We start from the raw sequence: 21,362 nt of genomic DNA on the forward strand, positions 1-21,362 counted from the left end.
CGGAATACCGACCACAATTGGACTGTGAGGATGGCGTAAAGTAAGTTGTGTACCAAGATTTGGAGCCTAGTCAGGCACCAAAAAAGTAGGGTATCCTCGGGATTGCGAAACCACCAAGGAGGAACCCTACCAATGAATATTTTACCCGAAAGTTCGCTGAATAATCTATTTGAAAAACTTGTTAAAGATTTTGTGAAAGACAACATGGAACGCCTGTTGCGCGCCGAAATCCAGGGGTTTATGGAGAGTGAAGAAGCCGGCGCCAGCAATAGTCGCAATGGCTACTATACGCGAGACTTACACACGAAATACGGCCATATCGAGGATCTTCAGGTGCCCCGGGACCGCCAAAGCCTTTTCCAGACGCAGTTGTTTGAGCCGTACCAGCGGCGGGACGGATGGTTAGAAGAGGCCGTCATCCAAATGTATAAATCGGGCATGGGTACGCGGGATGTGGCCCGGTTCATTGAAAGTATGTTTGGCAGCCACTACTCCCCCACCACGGTCAGCAATATTACGGCTACGGTGCTAGACGATATCCACCAGTGGCAGAAACGGCCACTGAGCAAACGGTACTCCGTCATCTATTTAGATGGGCTGTACGTGAAGCTGAAACGGGGCACGGTTCGTGGTGAAGTGGTCTACTTTGCGATGGGAATTGACGAGGAGGGCCAGCGTCAAATTCTCGGGTTCTACGTGGGTGGCCAAGAGAGTTCGAATGGCTGGCGGGAGGTACTCAAAGACCTGTACGACCGCGGAGCGCAGGAAGTCCTGCTGGGTGTGTTTGACGGGCTACCGGGACTGGATGCGGCGTTTAAAGAGACCTATCCTCAGGCGGATGTACAGCATTGCGTAGTGCACAAAGTGCGGGCCACGTTTCATAAAATTCGGGTGGAGCACAAAACCGATGTCATGGAGGCGTTGAAAACCGTATATACGGCACCGGATGAAGTGGTCGCCCGGGCTAACTTTGATACGGTCAAAGCGAAGTGGAACAAGCTGTATCCGAAGGAAATGAGGTCCTGGGAGGAACAGTTATCCACACTCCTGACGTTCTACAACTATCCGCTGTCGATCCGTAAAGCGATCTACACGTCGAACCCCATCGAGCGGATGAACAAGGAAATCCGCAAGCGTCTGAAACCGATGAACAGTCTGACAAACATGGATGCCGCAGAGAAAATCGTGTACCTGGAGATGCTGGAATACAATGAACGTCATGCAGGGCGGGTCGCCCAAGGCTTTGGAGTGGATGCCGTTAAAAAGAAGCTAAAAGAGCTATTCGAAACACGCTACCCCTCTTTGCCCACACCGGAAGAGGCGTAACAGAGAAATCCAGTTTCTGGGAGTCGGGGTTCCCCCTCCCCCCAGAAACACTACATCCCAACCCGTAACCCGGGGGAGGCACTTCTACTCTTTTACACAAACTTCTTGACGCTACCACTGTGAGTGGCGTGCGGTCCAAATGTAGTCGGAAAACCGATCACAATTGGACTGTGAGCGGTGTGCAGGCCAAATGTAGTCGGAAAACCGACCACAATTGGACTGTGCGTGGTGTGCGGGCCAAATGTAGTCGGAAAACCGACCACAATTGGACCGGGAGCGGTGTGCAGGTCAAATGTAGTCGGAAAACCGACCACATTTGGACTGCGCGCGCCACGTGAGCCTAATGGTCGGCCGGAGCACACACTTGGATTTACTCTTGTTTCCGTGCCTGGGAAGGGGTTAGACCCTTGTACTGCTTGTACAGCTTGGTGAAGTAATTCGGATTGTCGCAGCCGACCCGGCCTGAGATCTCGGTAATCGTCAGATTGGTCTCCAGCAACAGCCGCTGCGCCTCATCCATTCTGCAGAAATTCACATAGTCGATGAACGTCCGCCCGGTGAGCTTTTTGAAGGTTTTGCAGAAATGAAAAGGGTTCAGATTCACGAACCTGGCAGCAGCCTCAATCGACATCTTCTGATCTGTGTGGTTCTCCAGGTGTTCCAGCAGCGGCTTGAAGCGCTCCCGGTGGATTGAATGGCGTTCACTGTGCTCCCGCTCGCTGCGCTGCCGGGCCGGGAAGGCCCGGGACATCAGGGTGAAGAACAGGTGCAGCTGATTCTTTACCACAAGCTGAAAAGCCGGCTGCTTCGCCTCCACTTCGGCAATCACCCGCTCCAGCAAATGATAATACGCGGCGCATTCAGGCTGCTGGGCGGCAGGCATAACCGGGAACTGATTCAGATTATTGAGGTACGGAGCAACAAATTGCTCATGCTGGGAATCCTGGTTCCGGTCCTTGAACAGCGAGGCATGGAATACAATCGAGACATATGACAGGTCACCGCTGCACTTGCTATAGCCGACATGAAGCCCTCCGGACGGCACCATCAGGACATCCCCCGGCCCGGCCTCATAAGGCTTGCTGTCCACATGAAAAATGGCGTGTCCTTCGCGCATAATGATGATCTCGAAATGCTCATGCCAGTGCAGAAACAGGATATTCTGTTCAGGCGACACCTCCCGGCAGGTGTTGAAGAACAGACGGAACGGATACGTTTTCTCTTCCAGCCTTGGATATTCCTTGAGTTCCTTCGGATAGGTCATCTTTATTCAACTCCCGCAAGATTCAGCTAGTTTAGCACAAGATAAGTAGAGATTTTGCCCAATATGAGCGATATACTAGGAATGTTGCATTAACTATAAACCAATATTGGAGTGGCATACAAGATGCAGGATACATTAAGAATTGGAACATTGGTTGGGGGCGGGGATGCAGTCAAAGTCATTCCGCAGATTATTGGACATGGCTTCGAATCCTTCAGCTTAACCTTTTGGCAGACTACAGGAACTACTGATTTGGCAGAAACAGCGTCACGGGTGCGTGAACTGGCTGCAGAGCATGATTTCACAATTTCTTCAATCGGCATATTCGGGAATCCGCTTACAGGAACAGGCGACAATGCGGATACGGTGGCCAGCTGGGAACGGCTGATCGACCATGCCCATTTGTTCGGGACGGACCTGGTCTCCGGCTTCACCGGACGTCTGCCCGGCGTATCTATAGATGAGTCGATTCCGAAGTTCGCTGAGGTGTTCGGTGAGCTGTCGAAGCGGGCGGCGGAGCGCGGAGTCAAGATCGCTTTTGAGAATTGCTCGATGGATGGGAACTGGCAGGCAGGGGACTGGAATATTGCGCATAACCCTACAGCCTGGGAGAAAATGTTCAACGCGGTCAATGCCGATAATCTCGGCCTGGAATGGGAGCCCTGCCACCAGATGGTGCAGCTGATTGACCCGATCCCGCAGCTGCGCAAATGGACGGACAAGATTTTCCATGTCCACGGCAAAGACGCAACTATCGCTTGGGATATTATTAAGGAATACGGAATCCACGGGCCTAAGCCGTATGTATGGCACCGGACGCCGGGCTTCGGGGATACGAACTGGACAGATGTGATCTCGATTCTCCGTCAAGCTGGATACAAGGGCACGATTGATATTGAAGGCTGGCATGACCCTGTCTATCGTGACGATCTGGAGATGACCGGTCAGGTTCATGCACTGAATTATCTCAAAACCTGCCGGGGCGGCAGCTTCATCCCGAACCCGGTGTAACTGGAGGAAAGAGTGATGACAGCAGGACATCGTGTGGTTGTGGCGGGCTGCGGGGCAATGGCTAATGAGTGGATTACCTATGCACTGAAGCATACTGATGAAATAGAGATTGTAGCGCTCGTGGATATCCGGCGGGAGTCCGCTCAGGCCATGGCAGAGAAGCACGGGCTTACTTGCCCGGTATTTACTGAAGTGGAGCAGGCAATTGCGGATACAGCGGCTAATCTGGTATTTGATGTGACGGTGCCGGCCAGCCATTACAATATTGCCAGCAGTGCGCTTGAGGCTGGTTGCCATGTGTTCGCGGAAAAGCCGCTGGCGGAGACGATGGAGCAGTGCAATTCGATCGTTAGCATCGCTGAACGTACCGGCAGGAGCCATGCGGTGATGCAGAACCGCCGGTATGATCCGCGCATCCGCTCTTTGCGGGAGCTGATCACTTCAGGGGCTATAGGGCGGACAGGCTCAATCAGCGCGAATTTCTTTCTGGCTCCGCATTTCGGCGGCTTCCGGGATGCGATGGACAGCCCTTTGCTGCTGGATATGGCGATCCACACCTTCGATCAGGCCCGCTATATCAGCGGCGCTAATCCGGTAAGTGTGTATTGCCAGGAGTTCAATCCGCCGGGATCGTGGTATGCAGGGAATGCGGCGGCGGTCTGTATTTTTGAAATGTCGGACGGCTCCGTGTTCTGCTATCAAGGCTCATGGTGTGCGGAAGGTGCGCCTACGTCCTGGGAAGCTTCTTGGCGGGTTCAAGGTGAAAAGGGTGCTGCGATCTGGGATGGCCGGGATCTGCCATATGCCGAGGTGATTAGTGCCGGGAGTGAACACTCCGGCCAGTTCCTCCATGAATTCGAGCGGGTGGAAGCGCCGGAGGTACAGATGGAGGAGACTTTCCATCAGGGCTGTCTCGATGAAATGTTCCGTTCGCTGGCCGAGGGCCGTCCCGCCGAGACAGATTGCCGCGATAACCGCTACAGCATGGCCATGGTGCTGGGCGCTCTGGAGAGTGCGCGGACTGGCCGCAAGCTTAGTATTGCCGAATTCATAGAGGGCGCTGAGCTGGCGGGGAGTAAGGGGTAGGGGATTTTAGCAGAAGAAGCAAAATGGAATGCAAAAAGGCATGGGGAAAGCCCCATGCCTTTTCTTTTACCGCCGTCTTCTCAATTCTGGTTATTTATCCGTCCCCAGTAACAAGTTCACAACCGTATCCAGCTGCTGCTCCAAAGAATAGGGGTCCTCCATGACGAATTCATCATGATAATTATCCCCATATAAAAATACTTTGCCCTTCTTCACAGCAGGTACACTTTTCCATATATCACTTTCCATTGCTTGGTTTGTAATCTCAGCATCACCATTATAGACAAAGATATAATCACCTAAATATTCAGGAAGCACCTCAAGCGAGATCGATTCGAACCCCTCTTTCATATGTAAGGCACTTTCTGTTGGAGGCAGCTGCAGCATTTCGTAGATAGTGGAGGAACCATAATTTCCGCCCGTTGCTGCTAACACATATACTGTTTTTTCGGCAAACTGAACGATGGATACCGTCTCCCCTTCCTTGATGACGTTAGATACCTTTGACCTTGCTTCAACAACCTTCTGTTCGTATTCCGCAATCCAATCCTCAGCCTGCTGTTCTTTTCCGAATATCGAGGCTACTCGTCTGAATTTATCAAGTGGCCCGGCTGTTGACAACTCTTCCCAGTATGGCAGAAAAACAGTGGTGCCGATCTTCTCATATTGGTCAACGTAATCTTCGATGGAACCGATAATGAGGTCTGGCTCCAGCATGGTCAATTTCTCCAGATTCATCGGAAATTCCCCTAAATCTTCGATCGTATCGAGTGTTTCTTGTGGAATCTCCGCCTTGTCCATCCAGCCTTCGTCGAGCATGAATGTTCTTGCCCCGATAGGGACAATGCCCAGCTTCAATAAATGACCCATATATTGGTCTGCCGCGACTTTTACCGGCTCTGCGGGTACTTCAATGTCTCCTCTTGGCGTGGATACGATCCGCGTCTTCGGACTTTCTTCTGAGGCAATCGGAGTTGCCTGATTAACTTTATTGTTTGCGTTGCTTGAATTCTTCGCCGCTGTGTTCGTGCCGTTGGAGCAAGCGCTGAGCAGCAGGGAGCCGCACAGCAGGATTGCAGCTATGGCTACAGATCTGGTTGGTTTTGATGTAAACATATGTATTTCCCCTTTGTCCGTATTATGATAATGATTATCATTATTAATATACAGATCAGTAACATTATCAGAAATAGAGGATGTGGGGAAGTTTAATGGACTTTCAGCAACTTTGTGCTGCAGCAGCTCGCTATTTCTATGATAAGCAGGGGCTACACCCTTACGCTTTTTATAAATCCTGCTGAAATAATACACGTCTTTATACCCGACACTCGCCGCAATCTCCCCGACTGAAGCATTAGTTGTCATTAGAAGCTCTGATGCAAGGTCAAGCCGGTAGCGGATTAAGTAATCAATCGGACTGACGCCTGTATGCTCTTTAAATAAGGATGACAAGTGATAAGCGCTGAAATTGAACACTTCCGCAAGTGAGTCTAAGGTAACGGGTTCCGCATAATACTCCCGGATATAAGTGATTACCTGCACTGCAACAGAAGTTGTTCTGACCTCGGTCTCATGCTCTTGCAGGCGCAATTCCTTTAACGTCAGATGAACGAATTGGTAAAAAAGTGCTTTTACATGAAGACGCTCTTCCGGCTGATCCCATTTCTGATGCATCTGCTGAATTTTGTTATAGAGTAAAAGCGGAGCCTCAGGGCTAAAGCAATACTGCTCTTGAAAAGGATTCGCTTCATGGAGCAAGGCTTTGTAGTAAATGATATAGTAGATAAATTTATCTTTTATGGGAACGATGCTTAGGATGGCCCCTTTGCCGCTATGTAAAAGTTGAAATCCTGTCCAAGCAAATTCAGCCTGGTCTGACTGAACTTGTGCGCTTCCTTGTACCGATAGCAAAAATATATTGGCAGGTATTATAAATGGAGGAAGAACTTCGCCTTGCGCTAACTCCTTCTGCCGGATATCCACCAGTGTAATTGCAGCCTGATCCCAAAGTAATAATTGATTGCTGATGTGCATGATGCGATATTCCCCTCCGTTATCTGTCTACTCCTCATTTTAAATGATAACCATTATCAATGACAGTCTGAATAATACTTGCTACATTAAAAGTCACATAACTCCATATCTTTCTAACATCGCTGTATTCCAGATCCTTACAATGAAGATTAGAATAAATAGCAGATAGTGGATGTGACTAACAAGGGGTGATCTCGATGGATGAATCCGCTGTGCTGTGCCGGATGGGTATTTTCCGGATGAAGCTTATCAGAAAATTGTACAGGTCGGAGGACCAGGTCCCCTGGATCATCCCGCGGCGTCTCACCGCATCGTACATAATTACAATACCCTGCGAGGCATGTTCACGGCTGGCTGCTTCGAGGTCAAACTGCTGGAGTATTGCGATGAATCCGGGAAGTTTCATTATAACTACTGGGATGAAGGCGGAGGGTTTATCTACCGTTCCAGGCGCTTCGACCACCGCAATACAGAGGGAAGATTAGGCTTTGTCTCGCTGATTGTGGATGCCGTTAAGAGATGACACATAGTTTCCGTACCTTGAAAAAAAGGCTGATCCGCGCAGCATGACTCGCTACACTCAGACCAGCCTGTCCTTCATTCAACCCGCCCGGGCTAGAAGCCCCGGTATTGCGGTTCTTCCTTTTCCAGCTCAGTTACGCGTCCTTCTACCTGCTGAACAATCTGCTGAGTCTGCTCGGCGGCATTGGTAAACAGGGTCTTGGCTTCTTCATTTTGTGTTTCCATGGCGAATTGCTCCAGGCTGGCCTGGGCACTTTTTAGCGAAGCTACGCACGTCTTGACTTGTGAGGCGACAGTCATCGGTATACCCTCCTCCATATCATAGAAATGGATCATCATCCACGGACTCTAGTATCTGCATTCCTGCAGCTCATATTCTGGAAAATCACTCCAGCCTCACGAGAGCATAATCAGCCGGCACGAAATCTTGTGGTTAATTCACCCCTGGTTTGACAAATACTGAAGCAGAATGCCTGAGCACACAGAGCATGAAATATCACAATACAGGGGGTTATTCGAATGCCTGAAGCGCTGGAGGTTGTCTTGCGGACCTTGTTTGCTGTGGTCGTAATGTTTTTTCTAACCAAGATACTCGGCAAACGGCAGGTTTCGCAGCTGTCTTTTTTTGAATATATTACGGGAATTACAGTGGGGAGCTTGGCTGCTTATATCTCGCTGGACACGGATAAGACCTGGCATCTGGGCCTGATTGCCTTAGGCGTCTGGGTTGCCTGCTCGCTGGGCATCGAATATCTGCAAATCAAGAGCAAAAAGGCCCGGGATTTCATTGACTTCAAATCAACGGTACTGATTAAGGACGGCAAGATTCTCGAGAATAATATGAAAAAAGAGCGTCTGAGCGTCGACGAGCTGCTGGAGGAATTGCGCAAAAAGGATGTCTTTAAGGTGGCCGATGTGGAATTTGCGATTATGGAATCGGATGGTGCGATTAACGTGCTTTTGACCAAGGAGAATCAGCCCTTTACCCCTAAGGATCTGGGAATCAAGGTTGCACCGGAGAAGGAGACGCTCGCTGTAATTATGGATGGTGAGATTCTGGACGAGCCTCTGGATACGCTGAATCTGTCCCGGAAGTGGCTGCAGACCGAGCTGGAAAAGCTGAATCTGACCGTGAAGGATGTTTTCCTCGGGCAGGTAGACTCTTATGGTGAGCTTACCGTGGATCTCTATGCTGACAAAGTCAAGGTGCCGCAGCCGCAGGATAAGCCTCAGCTGTATGCGCTGCTGAAGAAATGTGAAGCCGATCTGGAGCTGTTCGGTCTGTCCACCAAGAACAAAGCGGCGAAGCAAATGTACGGAAATTGTTCAGAGCAATTGCAGGAGCTGCTGCAGAAGCTGAAGCCTTTTATCCAGAACTGACAGCATGAGCAGTTTCACAAGCAGGAGCCGGTGATCCGGCTTCTTTGGGCATGTCCGGGCATAAATCCAGGAACGAGCTGGAATACTAAGGCAGAATCCCCACTACCGGAAGGAGGCTGCCAGATTGCCTGATCAGGATATGCTGGAGTTAATCAAGGAGCAGTTGACAGATTGCAGCGATGCGGTCTACCAGTCTATTAATGTCTACGGGCATTCCTGTATGCTGATCTATATTCCTTCTATCGTGGATACCCTAAGCCTGCAGGAATTTGTCGCCACGCCCCTGAAGGCAGAAGCCAATGCGGAGCCGCACTGGGCGGATTTCATGGAGCGTCTGGATCACGGATCTGCATTCGCGATTCCTTATATTAAGGCCTATCATCCCGGCCGGGTAGTGGAGCTGATCGTCAGCGGGAATCCCGTACTCAGCATCGCAGGCTTGCCGTATGTGTATTATTTTGAGATTGCCCACTATCAGAAAAGGGCGGTGTCCGAATCACAGAACGAGCTGGTGGTCATCGGGCCGCAGGAAGCTTTTATTGAGGATATTCAGACGAATCTGTCGCTGCTGCGCCACAAGATCAAGCATGCGGATCTGAAGACCAAGCATTTCGCTATCGGCAAATATACCAAGACCGATGTATATCTGGTCTATCTCGAAGGGCTCTGCAAGCCGGAGATCCTGGCGGAAATGGAACAGAAGCTGGGCAGTCTCGATGTAGACGGGATTCTGGGCATCAGCTATCTGGCGGAGCATATGTCCCGGGGGCAATTCTCCCCTTTTCCGCTCTATCAATATACGGAACGCCCTGACTCTGTCGCCGCCTCGCTCATGGAAGGCAGAGTCGGCATTCTGCAGGACGGCACACCGTCTGCTCTGTTGGCGCCGGTTACTTTTTTTGCGCTGCTGCAATCCTCCGAGGATTATTACCAGAGCTTTTATGCAGGCAGCTGGATCCGGCTGGTCCGCCTCTTTTTCTCGCTGATCTCGATGATACTGCCGTCATTATATGTCGCCATTACAACCTTTCACTCACAGATCATTCCCTCTGATCTGCTGATAACGATAGCTGCGGCCCGCGAGAATATCCCGTTCACTGCCCTGACGGAGGCGCTGATTATGGAGCTTACGTTCGAAGCCCTGCGTGAAGCCGGGACCCGTATTCCGAAGCCAGTGGGTCAGACCGTCTCCATTATCGGTGGTATCGTTATCGGACAGGCGGCGGTCCAGGCGGGAATTGTCTCGGCACCGATGGTCATTGTAGTGTCCATTACGGGGATCGCTTCTTACATCATTCCGCATCTGGAGCTTGGACTGACCTTCAGGCTGCTGCGCTTTGTGCTGCTCATTCTGGGCGGAACCCTGGGACTGATCGGCGTCTTTATTGCGGTATTTATGATCTATGGGCATTTGGCCCATCTCCGGTCCTTCGGCTCACCCTACCTGCAGCCGCTGGCGCCGCTTGTTTTGGAAGACTGGAGAGATACCCTGTTTCGCGTCCCCTCCCAGTATATGAATAAGCGGAGCAGCTCTTTTACCGACAGCAAAAATAAAAGGAGGCAGAAGCCATGAGAGCCGTCAAGCTGGGCATGGCACTGCTGCTGCTCTTCAATCTGACCGGCTGCTGGTCCAAAACGGAGCTTGATAAATTGACCTTTATCTATGGAATATTCATCGACAAAGGGAAGGAGCCGGGTACCGTTGAAGTCACAATCAGTTCGCCGCTGCCGAACCGGCTGATGTCAGGGGCCCAGGGAGGGAGCGGCGCGTCTGACGGCAAGGCTTATTCGATGATCACCAAGACAGCACAGACTATACCGGAAGCAGTAATCCTGATTCAGAAGGATCTGTCCCGAAAGATTGAGATTTCCCATATCAAGATTGTGGTCGTGGGGAAGGAGTACGCCAGGGAAGGCATTGGGGAAATGCTTGAATGGTTCAAAAGGCAACCGGAGATCCCCCTGGGAACCTTCATCATGGCTGCACCCGGCAAAGCCAGCGAGATTCCCAAATTGTCTCCGATCTTCGAACAGTTACCGGATCAGGTACTCAGCAACATTGCCCAAGAAAACCTCCTGTTCAGCACTACGATCAGAGACTGCATGCTCTCGGAGGCCTCGCATATGGGGTATGCGATGGATTATTTATCTTTTGGACTAAAGAGCGACAACACTGAGAAGAAGGAGGAGTACTGGGTTGGGGTCGGCGGTGTAATGCTGTTCCAGGAGATGAAGATGAGAGGTCTGATGAATGTCAGTGAGGGCAGAGCCTTGGCCTGGGCTGCGGGGAATCTCGCCGGCCACATCGCGTTTCCGGTATATTCGATAGACTGGGATGATGACGGCACAGGAGCTGCAAATGCCATCTTCCTCAGGAACACCGCAGCTTCCTCAGTAAGCATGACCCCCGAAGGTCCGTTGTTTCATGTGAAAATAAAAGGACATGCCAGCATCACCTACTTCAAGGATTCGGAGCACCGCGATGCGAACAAGCTCAGCTCCCTGCTTCTGAGCAAGCTTGAACAGAAGGTGGCCGGAGAAATCACAGCCGCCCTAGACCGTATTCGGCAGGAGGGTGTGGATGTGCTGCAATTGGGTATGCTGGTGGAATGGAATGATCCGGCAGAGTGGAGAAAGCTGCGTGAGCGTTGGAAAGACTACTATACCTCGGAAGCCCGGATTAAGGTGACAGCGAAATTCGTTATCGAGGATTTCGGTTCAGAAAAATAAGGGGAAGAAAAACAGTATGCAGACAACGAAATGGCAAATCACCAGGTTCTCTATCGTATATCTGGGCTCCCAGAGCACCATGTTTCTGGTTCCCGGCCTCATTGAATCCTCCGGCTATCAGGGGTGGATCGGAATTCTGGCCGGCTATGCCCTGGCGCTGATTCCGCTGTTCTTCACCGTTCAGATCGGGAAGCTGAAGGCCGGGGCAGGCTGGGTGGTTAGCGGCGAGGAAATTACGGGGAAATGGGTGCACCGGATGATAGTTCTCCTCCTCTTATGCTGGTGTGTCTACTATGCTTCGTATGATATCGAGAATTTTGTCCTGTTCTTCGGATCTAACTATCTGCGCGGAACACCGCCGCTGCTTATCCAGCTTCTTATAGGACTGGTCATTATGTACACGGCTCATCTCGGAGTCACCTCTATAGTGTATATGTCTGACGGCATATCGCTTATTTTCGTAGCTTCGACGATGCTGAGCATCTATCTGTTCATCCAGCATGCCAATTACGCCATTCTCCCGGCGTTTCTCCATTACCATGATCCGTTTATCGCGTTCAAGGACTCGTTAACCGTCATGTCCTGGCTGGGGGAATGGGTGGTGTTCCTGTTTGTTGCCCCGGAGCTCAAAATCAGCAAGAGCACCATGAAAAAGCTGGCCCTTGGAGGCATGTGCGTGATGCTGACGATTCTGCTGGGCTGGGTGATGACCTTGCTGAATTTCGGAGCCTATCTGGGCAAAGAGCTGGCGTTCCCCTATCTGCAGCTCGTCCGCAGCTCGTCCAACAACGAGCTTCTGGGCAATTCGGATCCCCTGCTGATCGGCATCTGGTCCGCTTCTATGTTCATTCACAGTTCATTTCTGATCTATGTAGCGAGTAAATGTGCTGCCTATCTTACCGGCCAGAGAGCGAAGAAGCTGCTGATTCCCGGCCTGACAGTCTGCTCTGTGACGATTGCCTATCTCTATTCCAGAAATCTGGCCCGGTATGATCACGACTATTACTCCTTCAATACGGCCCTTGTGTGGCTGATTGTAGAGTTTATTCCGATGTACTATTTCTTTGTGTTAATGCTCCGGAAGAAGCGGCAGCCGCAGGCATAAGCCAGGGCTGCAATTTCCGCTATTATATTATGTAGGCGCTTTCTGGTATGATTAGTTTATATGTACATACCTTTTTCTGGAATAGGATGGTGTTATTATTCATGAATCTTCAAGAAGCAACCGCTCTAATTGAAGCGATCCGAAGTAATCTGGCACAAGTTATTGTCGGCAAAGAGAGCGGCGTGAACCTGCTGCTGACCGCCTTGCTGGCGAATGGCCATGTGCTGCTGGAGGATGTTCCCGGCACCGGAAAGACACTGCTCGCCAAAACACTGGCCCGCTCCCTGGACTGCACGTTCAAGCGGATTCAGTTCACGCCCGACCTGCTGCCGTCCGACTTAAGCGGTATCAATTACTATAATCAGAAGACCGGCGAATTTCAATTCCGCCCCGGTCCGGTGTTTGCCAGCATTCTGCTTGCGGATGAGATCAACCGGGCTACGCCGCGCACCCAGTCAAGCCTGCTGGAGTGTATGGAGGAACGGCAGATTACGATTGACGGCGTGACACATGAGCTGGAGCGGCCGTTCCTGGTCATTGCTACCCAGAATCCGGTGGACAGCCAGGGGACCTTTCCGCTGCCGGAAGCGCAGCTGGACCGGTTCCTCATGCGGATTACCAGCGGGTATCCGACATTTGAGGAAGGGATACATATCCTCCAGAGATTCCGTCAGAATAACCCGCTGGAGGATACCGCTGCGGTGGCTACGGCCCGGCAGATTCAGGACATTCAACGTCTGGCTGCGGAGGTTACTATCAGTGACGAGCTGCTCGCTTATATGATGCGCGTGGTTGAGGCTACCCGTACCTCCCCGGCGGTCCGGCTGGGAGCAAGCCCCAGGGCAGCTTTCGCCTTGCTGCGCGCTTCGCAGGGATACGCACTGATCCAGGGCAGAAGCTACTGTATCCCGGATGATATCAAAGAGGTTGCGGTTCCTGTGCTGGCGCACCGGCTGATTCTTCAGCGCGGCCCCGGAGTCCGTGAAGGCCAGTCGGCAGAGGTAGTGCTTCAGGTACTGCGTGAAATTGAGGTGCCGGCTGAACCTGCTGTCCTGTCCAGAGGCGGAAGGGTGGAGTGATCCATGTCGCTGCCGTGGTTCATTGCAAGCACCTTCATCCTGCTGGTCCTGATCTCGCTGGTCTATGACCGGAATGCGCTGAAGAAGGTCAGCTATACCCGTTACTTCTCTGCCAAAGCGGTGTACGCGGGTGAGCAGGTAGAGATGGTTGAGGAAATCATGAACAAGAAGCTGCTGCCGCTGCCGTGGCTGCGGCTGGAATCCAGCATAGCTAAGGGGCTTGAATTCGGTAACCAGGAGAATCTGGGCATCAGCAGCGGAGAGATTTCCCAGAATCATGTCAGCCTGTTCTTCCTGAGGTCTTTCCGCCAGATCAAACGGCGGCATCATATCACTTGCAGGGAGCGGGGGCTGTTCGTCCTGGAGACGGCAACCATGACTACCGGCGATCTGTTCGGACTGAGCCGCAGCGCCAAGACCTTCCCGCTTCATCTGGAGCTGCTGGTCTACCCCGGATTGCTGCGTTTCCATGACCTTCCGTTGCCGGTTCACAGCTGGCTTGGAGAGCTGCCGGTCAAGCGCTGGATTGTCGAAGATCCGTTCCTGACCGCCGGTACAAGAGAATACAGCGCCGGGGATTCTCTGGCGAGCATTAACTGGAAGGCGACAGCCCGGACGGGAAGTATGCAGGTGCATCAAAAGGATTACACCGCCGATTCCCGGCTGGTCATCTGCCTGAACGTGGAGACGAGTGAGTCCATGTGGAGAACGGTTACCGATGTGCAGCGAATAGAGCTGGGAATCCGCTATGCGGCAACTGTAGCCGAGTATGCGATCAGCCACGGTATTGAGGTCCGGCTGCTCAGCAATGGAAGACTGGAGGGGAGCGGGGCGAGAGATTCGGTGGACACCTGGTCCATTGTTCATACCGAGGAGTTCCTTGGCCTGCTGGCCAGACTGAATCTGGACCGGACCGTGCCGATGAGCAGGCTGATGGAGATTGAAGCGGACAAGGGTGAGGCAGATAAGGATTATCTGATCATTACCTGTCACCGGGGGGCAGAGCTGCAGCTGGCAGCTTCAGGCTTAAGCTTCCTCGGAAACGGTGTAGAGTGGCTGGATATTCCTTCTGAAGGGGGCGGTGAGCTATGACTTCCCGAATCCCGGATGCTTTCAAAGAAAATTACGCCATATGGATGGCAGCCTTCATCGAATGGCTGCTGCTGCTCCCGGTATGGCTGGTGCTCCAGACTTATTTCCAGCCGGAGGCCGAGGCGCTGAGCTGGATCTATCTGCTGCCGGTACTGGCCGCAGTCGGTGTGCTGCTGCGGGAGAAGTGCAACCGCCGCTGGAAGCAGCTGCTCGCGGCGCTGGTTCTCGGAGCTATATCAGCGGCGTTAACCGGTACGCTGACACTTATGGGTCTTCCGCTGGCAGCCGGAGCGGCAGTGTCTGCCTTCCTTGGCATGACAGCAGCCACACGGGTGAACCGGCTGTGGCTGTATATCAGCGGGATCATGCTGTATTTTGTCGCTTCGATTGCCTTCTCGCGCATCCCCGGTCTCCAGCCGAGTGCACCGGTGCTCACCTGGAGCGGCAGCTTGTGCCTGATCCTGGCACTGCTCGCTACGAACAGCACCCACCTGCGTTATAGCTCCTTGAACGGAGGTGCAGGAAATCTGCCTCAAGGACTGCGGCGGCATAACCGGATGTTCGTAATCGGCTTCATTATCCTGGCAGCACTGCTTGCAGCGGGGGGCGGTAGGGCGGTTGGGATGCTGCTGTGGAATATGACACGGGGATTCTTTGCCTGGCTCAGCCGGTTATCCTCCGGTTCCGAGGAGGCACCGCCAGCAGAAGCGCTGCCTGAGGCCATCCCTCCCATGCCGGCAGCGGAGCCGGGGGAGCCTGGCTTGTTGTCGATGATTTTAAATATAGGCTTCTATATTCTGGGTGCGGCAGCCATTCTTGCCCTGATGTATTTTATTCTGCGTTGGTTGTACAGAAATACAGGAGGTATCCTGCGAAGAGCGATGGACAGGCTGCTGTCCCTGCTGCGCAGAGACACACCTGTGGCTGCGGGGTATCAGGATGAGGAGACCAGCCTGTTCAACTGGGAGCAGACGGTCCAGGATTTCCGGCAATACGTGCGTTCCAAGCTGACACCAGCCAGCCGCCGGGACCGCTGGGAGGGGATGGACGGCAGCCGCGAGCGTATCCGCTGGCTCTACCGGCACTGGCTAGGGGCCAGACATGCGGAAGGGTATGAGGTGAAGCCCTACCTGACCCCGCAGGAGACAGCCGCCGATGTAGCCGCCTGGTCGCAAGGCCAGAAGCGCTCAAGCAAACACTCTGGCGGAGATGCCTCTGCCAATGACCGGCTGCTCGGCCTATATAACAAGGCCCGCTATACGGAGGAGGAGCTGATTGAACTTACTGCCGCTGAGGCGGCAGCGCTTAAGGAGCAGTTGAAGCTGTAGCAGCTTCATTCAGCGAATACGGGAAAGGAGCGGCACGCATGACCCTTTATCTGCGCGGTGAGCTGGCTAAAGAGGCTCAGATTAATATGGAGACGCTCAGGTTTTATGAGAAGAAGGGGCTGATCCCGCTGCCGCAGCGTTCAGCAGGCGGGTATCGGCTGTATCCGGAGGAGACGCTCCTACGGATTGCTTTTATCCGTAATGCCAAGAGCTGCGGGTTCACACTTCAGGAGATCAAGAAGGCACTCGTTAAATCTGCCGACCGAAGCATTGGAATCAGTGATTTCGTCGCAGTTATTGAGCGGAAGATCGCTGCTGTCGATCTGGAGATTGCCCGGAGGAACGAGACACGCAGTCAGCTTGAATCGTTAAAGTCCGGCCTTCTGTCTCAAGACAGGCACCCGGGCGTGCAGGATACGCTTGCTATGTTGAACATGAATGATTAATCCGCTGCCGCCTGTAATCCTGGAGGAATTGCCTCTTGACTCTGTACATAGCTACAGGGTCTATAGTATGGGCATCCCAGGATAACAGGAGGAATTACACGTATGTTGTATCCGAGCAGCACCCCGATTGAACAGTTGCAGGCCATTTCAGCCTATCTCAAAAGCAATAATAATTACTCTGGAAGAACGGTGCAGGAGATCCGGGCTGCGGCTGCGGAAGCTTCCAGGCAAATCCCCTTACTTGAAGGTGTGACGGTTGAACCGGTTGAAACAGAGACTTTCAGCGGAGAGTGGGTCAGAGCTGAGGGAGAGAGTCGGCAATGTGCCGGGCATCCGCAACCCGCAGATAACAAGGTAATTCTATATTTTCACGGTGGAGGGTTCGTATCCGGCAGCTGCGAGATCTATAGGGATCTGGCAGCCCGTCTATCTGAAGCAGCTGGGGGAATTGCCATTTTAACTGTGGAGTACCGGCTTGCACCAGAGTTCTGCTTCCCTGCAGCCAATGAGGATTGCCTTGTAGCTTACCACTGGCTACTGGAACGGGGCGTTCTTGCCGGGAATATTATAGTCTGCGGAGAGTCCGTCGGAGCCACGCTTGCGCTGATGACCTTGATTACGCTGCGGGACCAGGGGGACAAGCTCCCTGCCGGTGCATGCCTGCTATCTCCCCATGCCGATCTTATTCATTTGGACGGGGAGTCTTATGACAGCCGTGCGGGAATGGACCCGACAGGAAGCCGGGAAGCGAATCAGAGAATGATTGAGGAATATATGGGGGACTATGGCGGTGCGTGGCCTGCAATATTATCACCATTAAGAATGGATCTCCGGGGCTTGCCGCCCCTGCTCATACAGGCGGGAGATCATGAGGTGCTGCTGAGTGATGCAGAACGCTTGGCTGAACAGGCAAAGGCGGCGGGCATCACAGTAGAACTTCAAATCTGGAAGAACATGTGGTGCGCCTTTCAGCTGATGGCTGCCATGCTTCCTGAAGCGCAGCAGGCCATCGGGAACATAGGCAGCTTCATTAAGAGAGTATTGCAGCTGGAGGGCAGGCAAGATTAGCACCCGTAGTCAGAAAGTGATCATACAGTGCATCCAGTGAACAGGGTCAGAACAGCAGCCGCAGCAGCATCAGCGTCACAATACCGGTCAATACGGTGGCCAGCAGGCTGCGGGTCTTGACGGCTACCCAGAAGGTAGGGAGGGCGGCGATTAGCTCCACATTGGTGGATAGGACTGCGAACCTGCCGCCGGTTACGAGCAGCTCTTGGGCAACCAACGCAGCCATGACAGCAATCGGCACATAGCTCAGCCAGCGCATGCCCCATTCCGGGATCGTGATCCGGCTTAGCAGCATCAGCGGAAGGACACGCGGAATGAAGGTGACGAGCGCGGCTCCGAGAATGATTATGGCAATTTCCAGTCTTATTTCCATTGTTCCATCACCACTCCAATCGTTGAGGCTACCAGCGCCGCAGCTATAACGCCCATGCTGGGTGACCACAGCACAGAGACGAGCACGGCAACAACAACAGCCGCTAAGCCGACAGTGATATCCAGTCTATACTTGCGCCGTCCCATAATGGTCAGGACCAGCAGCCCGATGAACATAGCCGGCAGGGCGAAATCCAGTCCCCACTTCTCGGGGCTGGATATCCATTGACCGAGAATAGCGCCGGCGATATTGGCCAGGAACCAGTTCAGATAAGCGGTAATATTCAGGCCGTGCATCCATCTCTCGCTGATCTGCTTCCTTGCGGCGCTCTTCTGAATGGCTACGCCGAAGGTCTCATCTGTAAGAAGTGAGCCGATCAGCAGGTTGCGCAGCGGAGTCAGATGCCGGAAGTATGGCGACAATGCTGCGCTTAACAGCAGATGCCGCAGGTTAACCAGCAGAATCGTAATGACAATACCGGAGGCGCTGCTCCCGGCGGCAATCATGCCAGCGGCAATAAACTGGGCCGAACCGGCGTACAGGATGATGGAGATCATGGCGATTTCGGCAAGGGTCAGCCCCGCTGTTTTCTCCACAACGCCTGCGGCGAACCCGATGCTGAGATAACCGAGCAGAGTGGGGAGGCAGTCCTTGACCCCTTGCCAGAACGTATCGCTGCTCTCCGGCACACTTGGGCTATCTGTAACCAGGCTGCCGCCGGAAAGCGGCTCCTGATGAATGGATTCTGGCTTCATGGGCATGCTCCTTCTGGTTCATGGAATAATGACTAGTATAGTGTCCGATTTAAACTAGTAGATGGGGCGCTATCATACCTGAATGAGTACAAGAGTGGAGCCAACCTACAGGTGTCATTCCCAGATGAAGACGAGAGTTGTCCATTAGGGACAGTTGGCCTGACGTAACGGACTGAGGTGCGCTTATTCTAGTATAAAGTCACCACTTGGGCAAGTAACGGACCTCATGAAGCTTATTCCTGGATTTTCTACTCTAAACCTCTCGTAGAGAGACGATAAGGGCTCCTCAGTCCGTTAAACCGCAAAAAGTGGCGTTTGACTGGGGATAGGGTATCTCAGGTCCGTTAGGAACACACTCTTCTGGCCGGTGTATTTTCGTTTTACGGAACCTCCGGGATTCGACCCTATTCACAGAGTTACATCGGATACTCTACTATCGCCGATAATAAATACATTGTATTAATATCTAATAATTCATAGCGAATTGCAAGGGAATATTAGTTGTAACTGTAAAAAGGGTTCCGCCGTCCACAGAGCGATCTGCGGCAGCGGAACCCTTTTGGAGTTCGTGGTTATTTCAAGATGAGTACGCCGAACCCTTCCATCGTATAGCTCCCTGACAGGGTCTGGCCGCTTAAGAGGTCCGTCTTGGCTGTCTTAAGCACAATCTGTGCCGGTTCTTCGCTGTAGTTGAGCAGGAAGGCGACACCGGAAGAGGCGTCTTCCCCCGTAGCACGAATCTGCAACTCAACCTCTGGCGGCAGCTCCGCCCAATCGGCGGCTGGCGAGACCAGCCCCAGACTGCCAAGCATCTGCAGCACAGCAGGCTCATTGAACACGGCGCCGTAATACCATACTTCGCCTTTGCCCCTGGTGTTGCGGGTTACCGCCGGTTTGCCGGCATAGTAGTCGGTCGCATAGGTTGCCATGACCTCCACACTGTTCTCTTCCACATGCAGGATGTCATTGAAGGCATCTGCACCGGTCAGCGCCTCAGGATCATGGTTCCAGCGGATGGAGGTAGGCTTGCGCGTTCCTTTGACCAGCGTGAATTCTTCCACGGTTACCCCGCACATCTCCTGCGCCGCTCCGGGAAAAGGCCGCATGTAGCATTGTCCGGTAATATCCTTGTAGCCTGTGCGGCAGCCGAAGACCAGCTTCCCGCCTTGCTGTACATACTGGTCGAGCAGAGCCGCCGTATCATCGGTCATAATCGCCGGATGCGGGTAGACCAGCACTTCATAACGGGCAAGCTCTGCAAGGGTGGTATGGCTGCGCAGGTACAGAACGTCATTCGGAATATGCTTCCGCTGCAAAGCCTTGAACCATTCCTTGTTGCTCTGCCACATGAACGGGCCGTGCCAGACATCATATTCCCCGTCCCACTCATTGTCATAATCACGCACGATAGCAACGTTCGCCTGAGTCCGGCTGCCGATGAACTGCTGCCCGATGCTTGCCAGCTCGCGGCCGATCTGCTCCGCTTCCCTTACCCGCCGGTTAGGCTGGTTATGGTAATCGTTCAAGCCGTGCCAATAGATCTCATTGCCCATCGTGGCGGTCCGCCAGCGGAAATAGAGCAGCATGTCAGCGCCATGGGCGACGGACTGGTAGGTCCACAGCCGCATCTGTCCCGGCTTCGGTGAAGGCATGTCCAGCCGGTTGACCCAGCCCCCCGGACCGGATTGCTGCTCCATGACACAGAAGTTGCTGCTGACCGAACGTACGGCCGACAGGGACAGTCCCCAGCCGCGGTCAAGCATCGGGTTCACCTCTGCCGGATCGAAGCCGATGGTGGAGAACTGCGGATACGAGTCATAGCTGAAGAAATCCAGCAGCTCGTCATTCAGCTCATGGCTGTCCAGATGTCCGAACAGCCCGTTGGTGGTAACCCACTGATTAGGAGCCAATTCCCGGAGGATATCTGCCTGGATTTTGGCGAAATGGATGGTGTTATCAGAGATGAAGCGCTTCTCATCCAGAGCCTGGTGCGGATTCGGCTGATTCGGTGAAGGAGTAGGCCGGGTGAGGCAGACCTGTGACCAGCTCGTATAGGTCTGATTCCAGAACACCGTGCCCCAAGCCTGATTAAGCTTGTCCAAGGTGACATACTTCTCCTGCAGCCAGAGGCGGAAGGCCTGATGATCACTCTCCGAGTAGAATACATTGATCTCACAGTTCAGCTCGTTGTCAATCTGCCAGCCGACAACACCCGGATGATTGCCGTAATGTTCAGCAAGCTTCGTTACAATTCGGGCACAGAGCTCACGGTATTTGGGACTGCTGTAATTGTAATGGCGGCGCATGCCGTGCTGTAGCGTCACACCTTCATAAGTAACATTCAAGGCCTCAGGGTACTTCTCGGTAAGCCAGGCAGGCGGAGTGGCCGTAGGCGTTCCCAGAATGACCTTCAGCCCGTAGCTGTGTGCCATGTCGACCGCACGGTCAAACAGATCGTATTGAAACACGCCTTCTTCCGGTTCAAAAATGGACCAGGCGAACTCAGCCAGACGTACTATGGTGAATCCGGTTTCAACCATACGCCGGTAATCGTCAGCCCACATGGATTCAGGCCAGTGCTCAGGATAATAGCAGACGCCCAGTTCAAATCGTTCTGCTGCAACAGGTTTCTTCATCTTAACCTCCAAGTGTAAAAATATGCTTTCATTAAGCTACCAATCTATTGTATTATCAGCAGTGTATCCACTTATATAACATAATATTGCTATTATATCATTATATTGCGTGCTTGATTCAGCGCAG

The 21,362-nt window shown here is 52.8% G+C and carries 18 protein-coding genes and 1 pseudogene; 13 read left to right on the forward strand and 6 right to left on the reverse strand.

The annotated features are described in order from the left end of the window. Positions 1 to 132 precede the first annotated feature (132 nt). On the forward strand, positions 133 to 1,326 hold the full coding sequence (locus NYE26_RS13455; protein WP_339249823.1) for an IS256 family transposase: 1,194 nt from the start codon (positions 133 to 135) through the stop codon (positions 1,324 to 1,326). A gap of 370 nt (positions 1,327 to 1,696) precedes the next feature. Here NYE26_RS13455 and NYE26_RS13460 read toward each other — a convergent pair whose 3' ends face one another. After that, the gene (locus NYE26_RS13460; protein ID WP_339256442.1) at positions 1,697 to 2,590 is read right to left on the reverse strand and encodes an AraC family transcriptional regulator; all 894 of its coding nucleotides are present in this window, start codon (positions 2,588 to 2,590) and stop codon (positions 1,697 to 1,699) included. A 123-nt stretch (positions 2,591 to 2,713) separates the two neighbouring features. Between NYE26_RS13460 and NYE26_RS13465 the strand changes: the two genes are divergently transcribed. Then, entirely contained in the window at positions 2,714 to 3,601 is an 888-nt protein-coding gene (locus NYE26_RS13465; RefSeq protein ID WP_339256444.1) for a sugar phosphate isomerase/epimerase, read from the forward strand. A 15-nt stretch (positions 3,602 to 3,616) separates the two neighbouring features. Continuing rightward, entirely contained in the window at positions 3,617 to 4,687 is a 1,071-nt protein-coding gene (locus NYE26_RS13470) for a Gfo/Idh/MocA family oxidoreductase (RefSeq protein ID WP_339256445.1), read from the forward strand. Positions 4,688 to 4,777: 90 nt separating this feature from the next. On the opposite strand, the gene NYE26_RS13475 is transcribed toward NYE26_RS13470, so the two are convergent. Next, entirely contained in the window at positions 4,778 to 6,721 is a 1,944-nt protein-coding gene (locus tag NYE26_RS13475) for an AraC family transcriptional regulator (RefSeq protein WP_339256446.1), read from the reverse strand. 199 nt (positions 6,722 to 6,920) lie between these two features. Here NYE26_RS13475 and NYE26_RS13480 point away from each other — a divergent pair. Beyond that, positions 6,921 to 7,244: pseudogene (locus NYE26_RS13480) on the forward strand (SAM-dependent methyltransferase); the annotation flags it as partial. Between the two features lie 92 nt (positions 7,245 to 7,336). On the opposite strand, the gene NYE26_RS13485 reads toward NYE26_RS13480, so the two are convergent. Next, positions 7,337 to 7,543 carry a DUF1657 domain-containing protein gene (locus NYE26_RS13485; protein WP_036728736.1) on the reverse strand — a complete coding sequence of 69 codons (207 nt, stop codon included), beginning with the start codon at positions 7,541 to 7,543 and terminating at the stop codon, positions 7,337 to 7,339. 219 nt (positions 7,544 to 7,762) lie between these two features. Between NYE26_RS13485 and NYE26_RS13490 the strand changes: the two genes are divergently transcribed. The 9 genes from NYE26_RS13490 to NYE26_RS13530 all read left to right on the forward strand — a co-directional run bounded on the left by NYE26_RS13490 (position 7,763) and on the right by NYE26_RS13530 (position 17,471). Beyond that, on the forward strand, positions 7,763 to 8,623 hold the full coding sequence (locus NYE26_RS13490; RefSeq protein WP_036728733.1) for a DUF421 domain-containing protein: 861 nt from the start codon (positions 7,763 to 7,765) through the stop codon (positions 8,621 to 8,623). Between the two features lie 124 nt (positions 8,624 to 8,747). Then, entirely contained in the window at positions 8,748 to 10,196 is a 1,449-nt protein-coding gene (locus tag NYE26_RS13495; protein ID WP_339256451.1) for a spore germination protein, read from the forward strand. Then, entirely contained in the window at positions 10,193 to 11,353 is a 1,161-nt protein-coding gene (locus tag NYE26_RS13500) for a Ger(x)C family spore germination protein (protein WP_339256453.1), read from the forward strand. Before NYE26_RS13495 ends, NYE26_RS13500 begins: the two co-directional genes overlap by 4 nt. 16 nt (positions 11,354 to 11,369) lie before the next feature. Continuing rightward, positions 11,370 to 12,458 (forward strand): GerAB/ArcD/ProY family transporter, encoded by a 1,089-nt coding sequence (locus tag NYE26_RS13505; protein ID WP_339256455.1) that lies wholly within the window; start codon positions 11,370 to 11,372, stop codon positions 12,456 to 12,458. Between the two features lie 101 nt (positions 12,459 to 12,559). After that, positions 12,560 to 13,537: an AAA family ATPase gene (locus NYE26_RS13510; RefSeq protein ID WP_339256457.1), complete on the forward strand. Its 978-nt coding sequence runs from the start codon at positions 12,560 to 12,562 to the stop codon at positions 13,535 to 13,537. Between the two features lie 3 nt (positions 13,538 to 13,540). Next, positions 13,541 to 14,629, forward strand: a complete 1,089-nt coding sequence (locus NYE26_RS13515) for a DUF58 domain-containing protein (RefSeq protein ID WP_339256459.1) — start codon at positions 13,541 to 13,543, stop codon at positions 14,627 to 14,629. Further along, the gene (locus NYE26_RS13520; protein WP_339256460.1) at positions 14,626 to 15,957 is read left to right on the forward strand and encodes a hypothetical protein; all 1,332 of its coding nucleotides are present in this window, start codon (positions 14,626 to 14,628) and stop codon (positions 15,955 to 15,957) included. Before NYE26_RS13515 ends, NYE26_RS13520 begins: the two co-directional genes overlap by 4 nt. Before the next feature lie 38 nt (positions 15,958 to 15,995). Continuing rightward, on the forward strand, positions 15,996 to 16,403 hold the full coding sequence (locus tag NYE26_RS13525) for a MerR family transcriptional regulator (protein ID WP_339256462.1): 408 nt from the start codon (positions 15,996 to 15,998) through the stop codon (positions 16,401 to 16,403). Between the two features lie 102 nt (positions 16,404 to 16,505). Then, positions 16,506 to 17,471: an alpha/beta hydrolase gene (locus tag NYE26_RS13530; RefSeq protein ID WP_339256464.1), complete on the forward strand. Its 966-nt coding sequence runs from the start codon at positions 16,506 to 16,508 to the stop codon at positions 17,469 to 17,471. A 46-nt stretch (positions 17,472 to 17,517) separates the two neighbouring features. Here the strand turns inward: NYE26_RS13530 and NYE26_RS13535 are convergent, their stop codons facing one another. From NYE26_RS13535 to NYE26_RS13545, 3 genes are all read right to left on the reverse strand, one after another. Next, positions 17,518 to 17,844 carry an AzlD domain-containing protein gene (locus tag NYE26_RS13535; protein ID WP_339256466.1) on the reverse strand — a complete coding sequence of 109 codons (327 nt, stop codon included), beginning with the start codon at positions 17,842 to 17,844 and terminating at the stop codon, positions 17,518 to 17,520. Then, complete coding sequence (locus tag NYE26_RS13540; RefSeq protein WP_083684804.1) at positions 17,835 to 18,599, reverse strand: AzlC family ABC transporter permease; 765 nt, start codon at positions 18,597 to 18,599, stop codon at positions 17,835 to 17,837. Before NYE26_RS13540 ends, NYE26_RS13535 begins: the two co-directional genes overlap by 10 nt. A gap of 572 nt (positions 18,600 to 19,171) precedes the next feature. Continuing rightward, complete coding sequence (locus NYE26_RS13545; protein ID WP_339256469.1) at positions 19,172 to 21,235, reverse strand: beta-galactosidase; 2,064 nt, start codon at positions 21,233 to 21,235, stop codon at positions 19,172 to 19,174. Positions 21,236 to 21,362 lie beyond the last annotated feature (127 nt).

The sequence above is a fragment of the Paenibacillus sp. FSL P2-0136 genome, from assembly GCF_037975325.1.
Taxonomy (GTDB): Bacteria; Bacillota; Bacilli; order Paenibacillales; family Paenibacillaceae; genus Paenibacillus_AQ; species Paenibacillus_AQ silagei.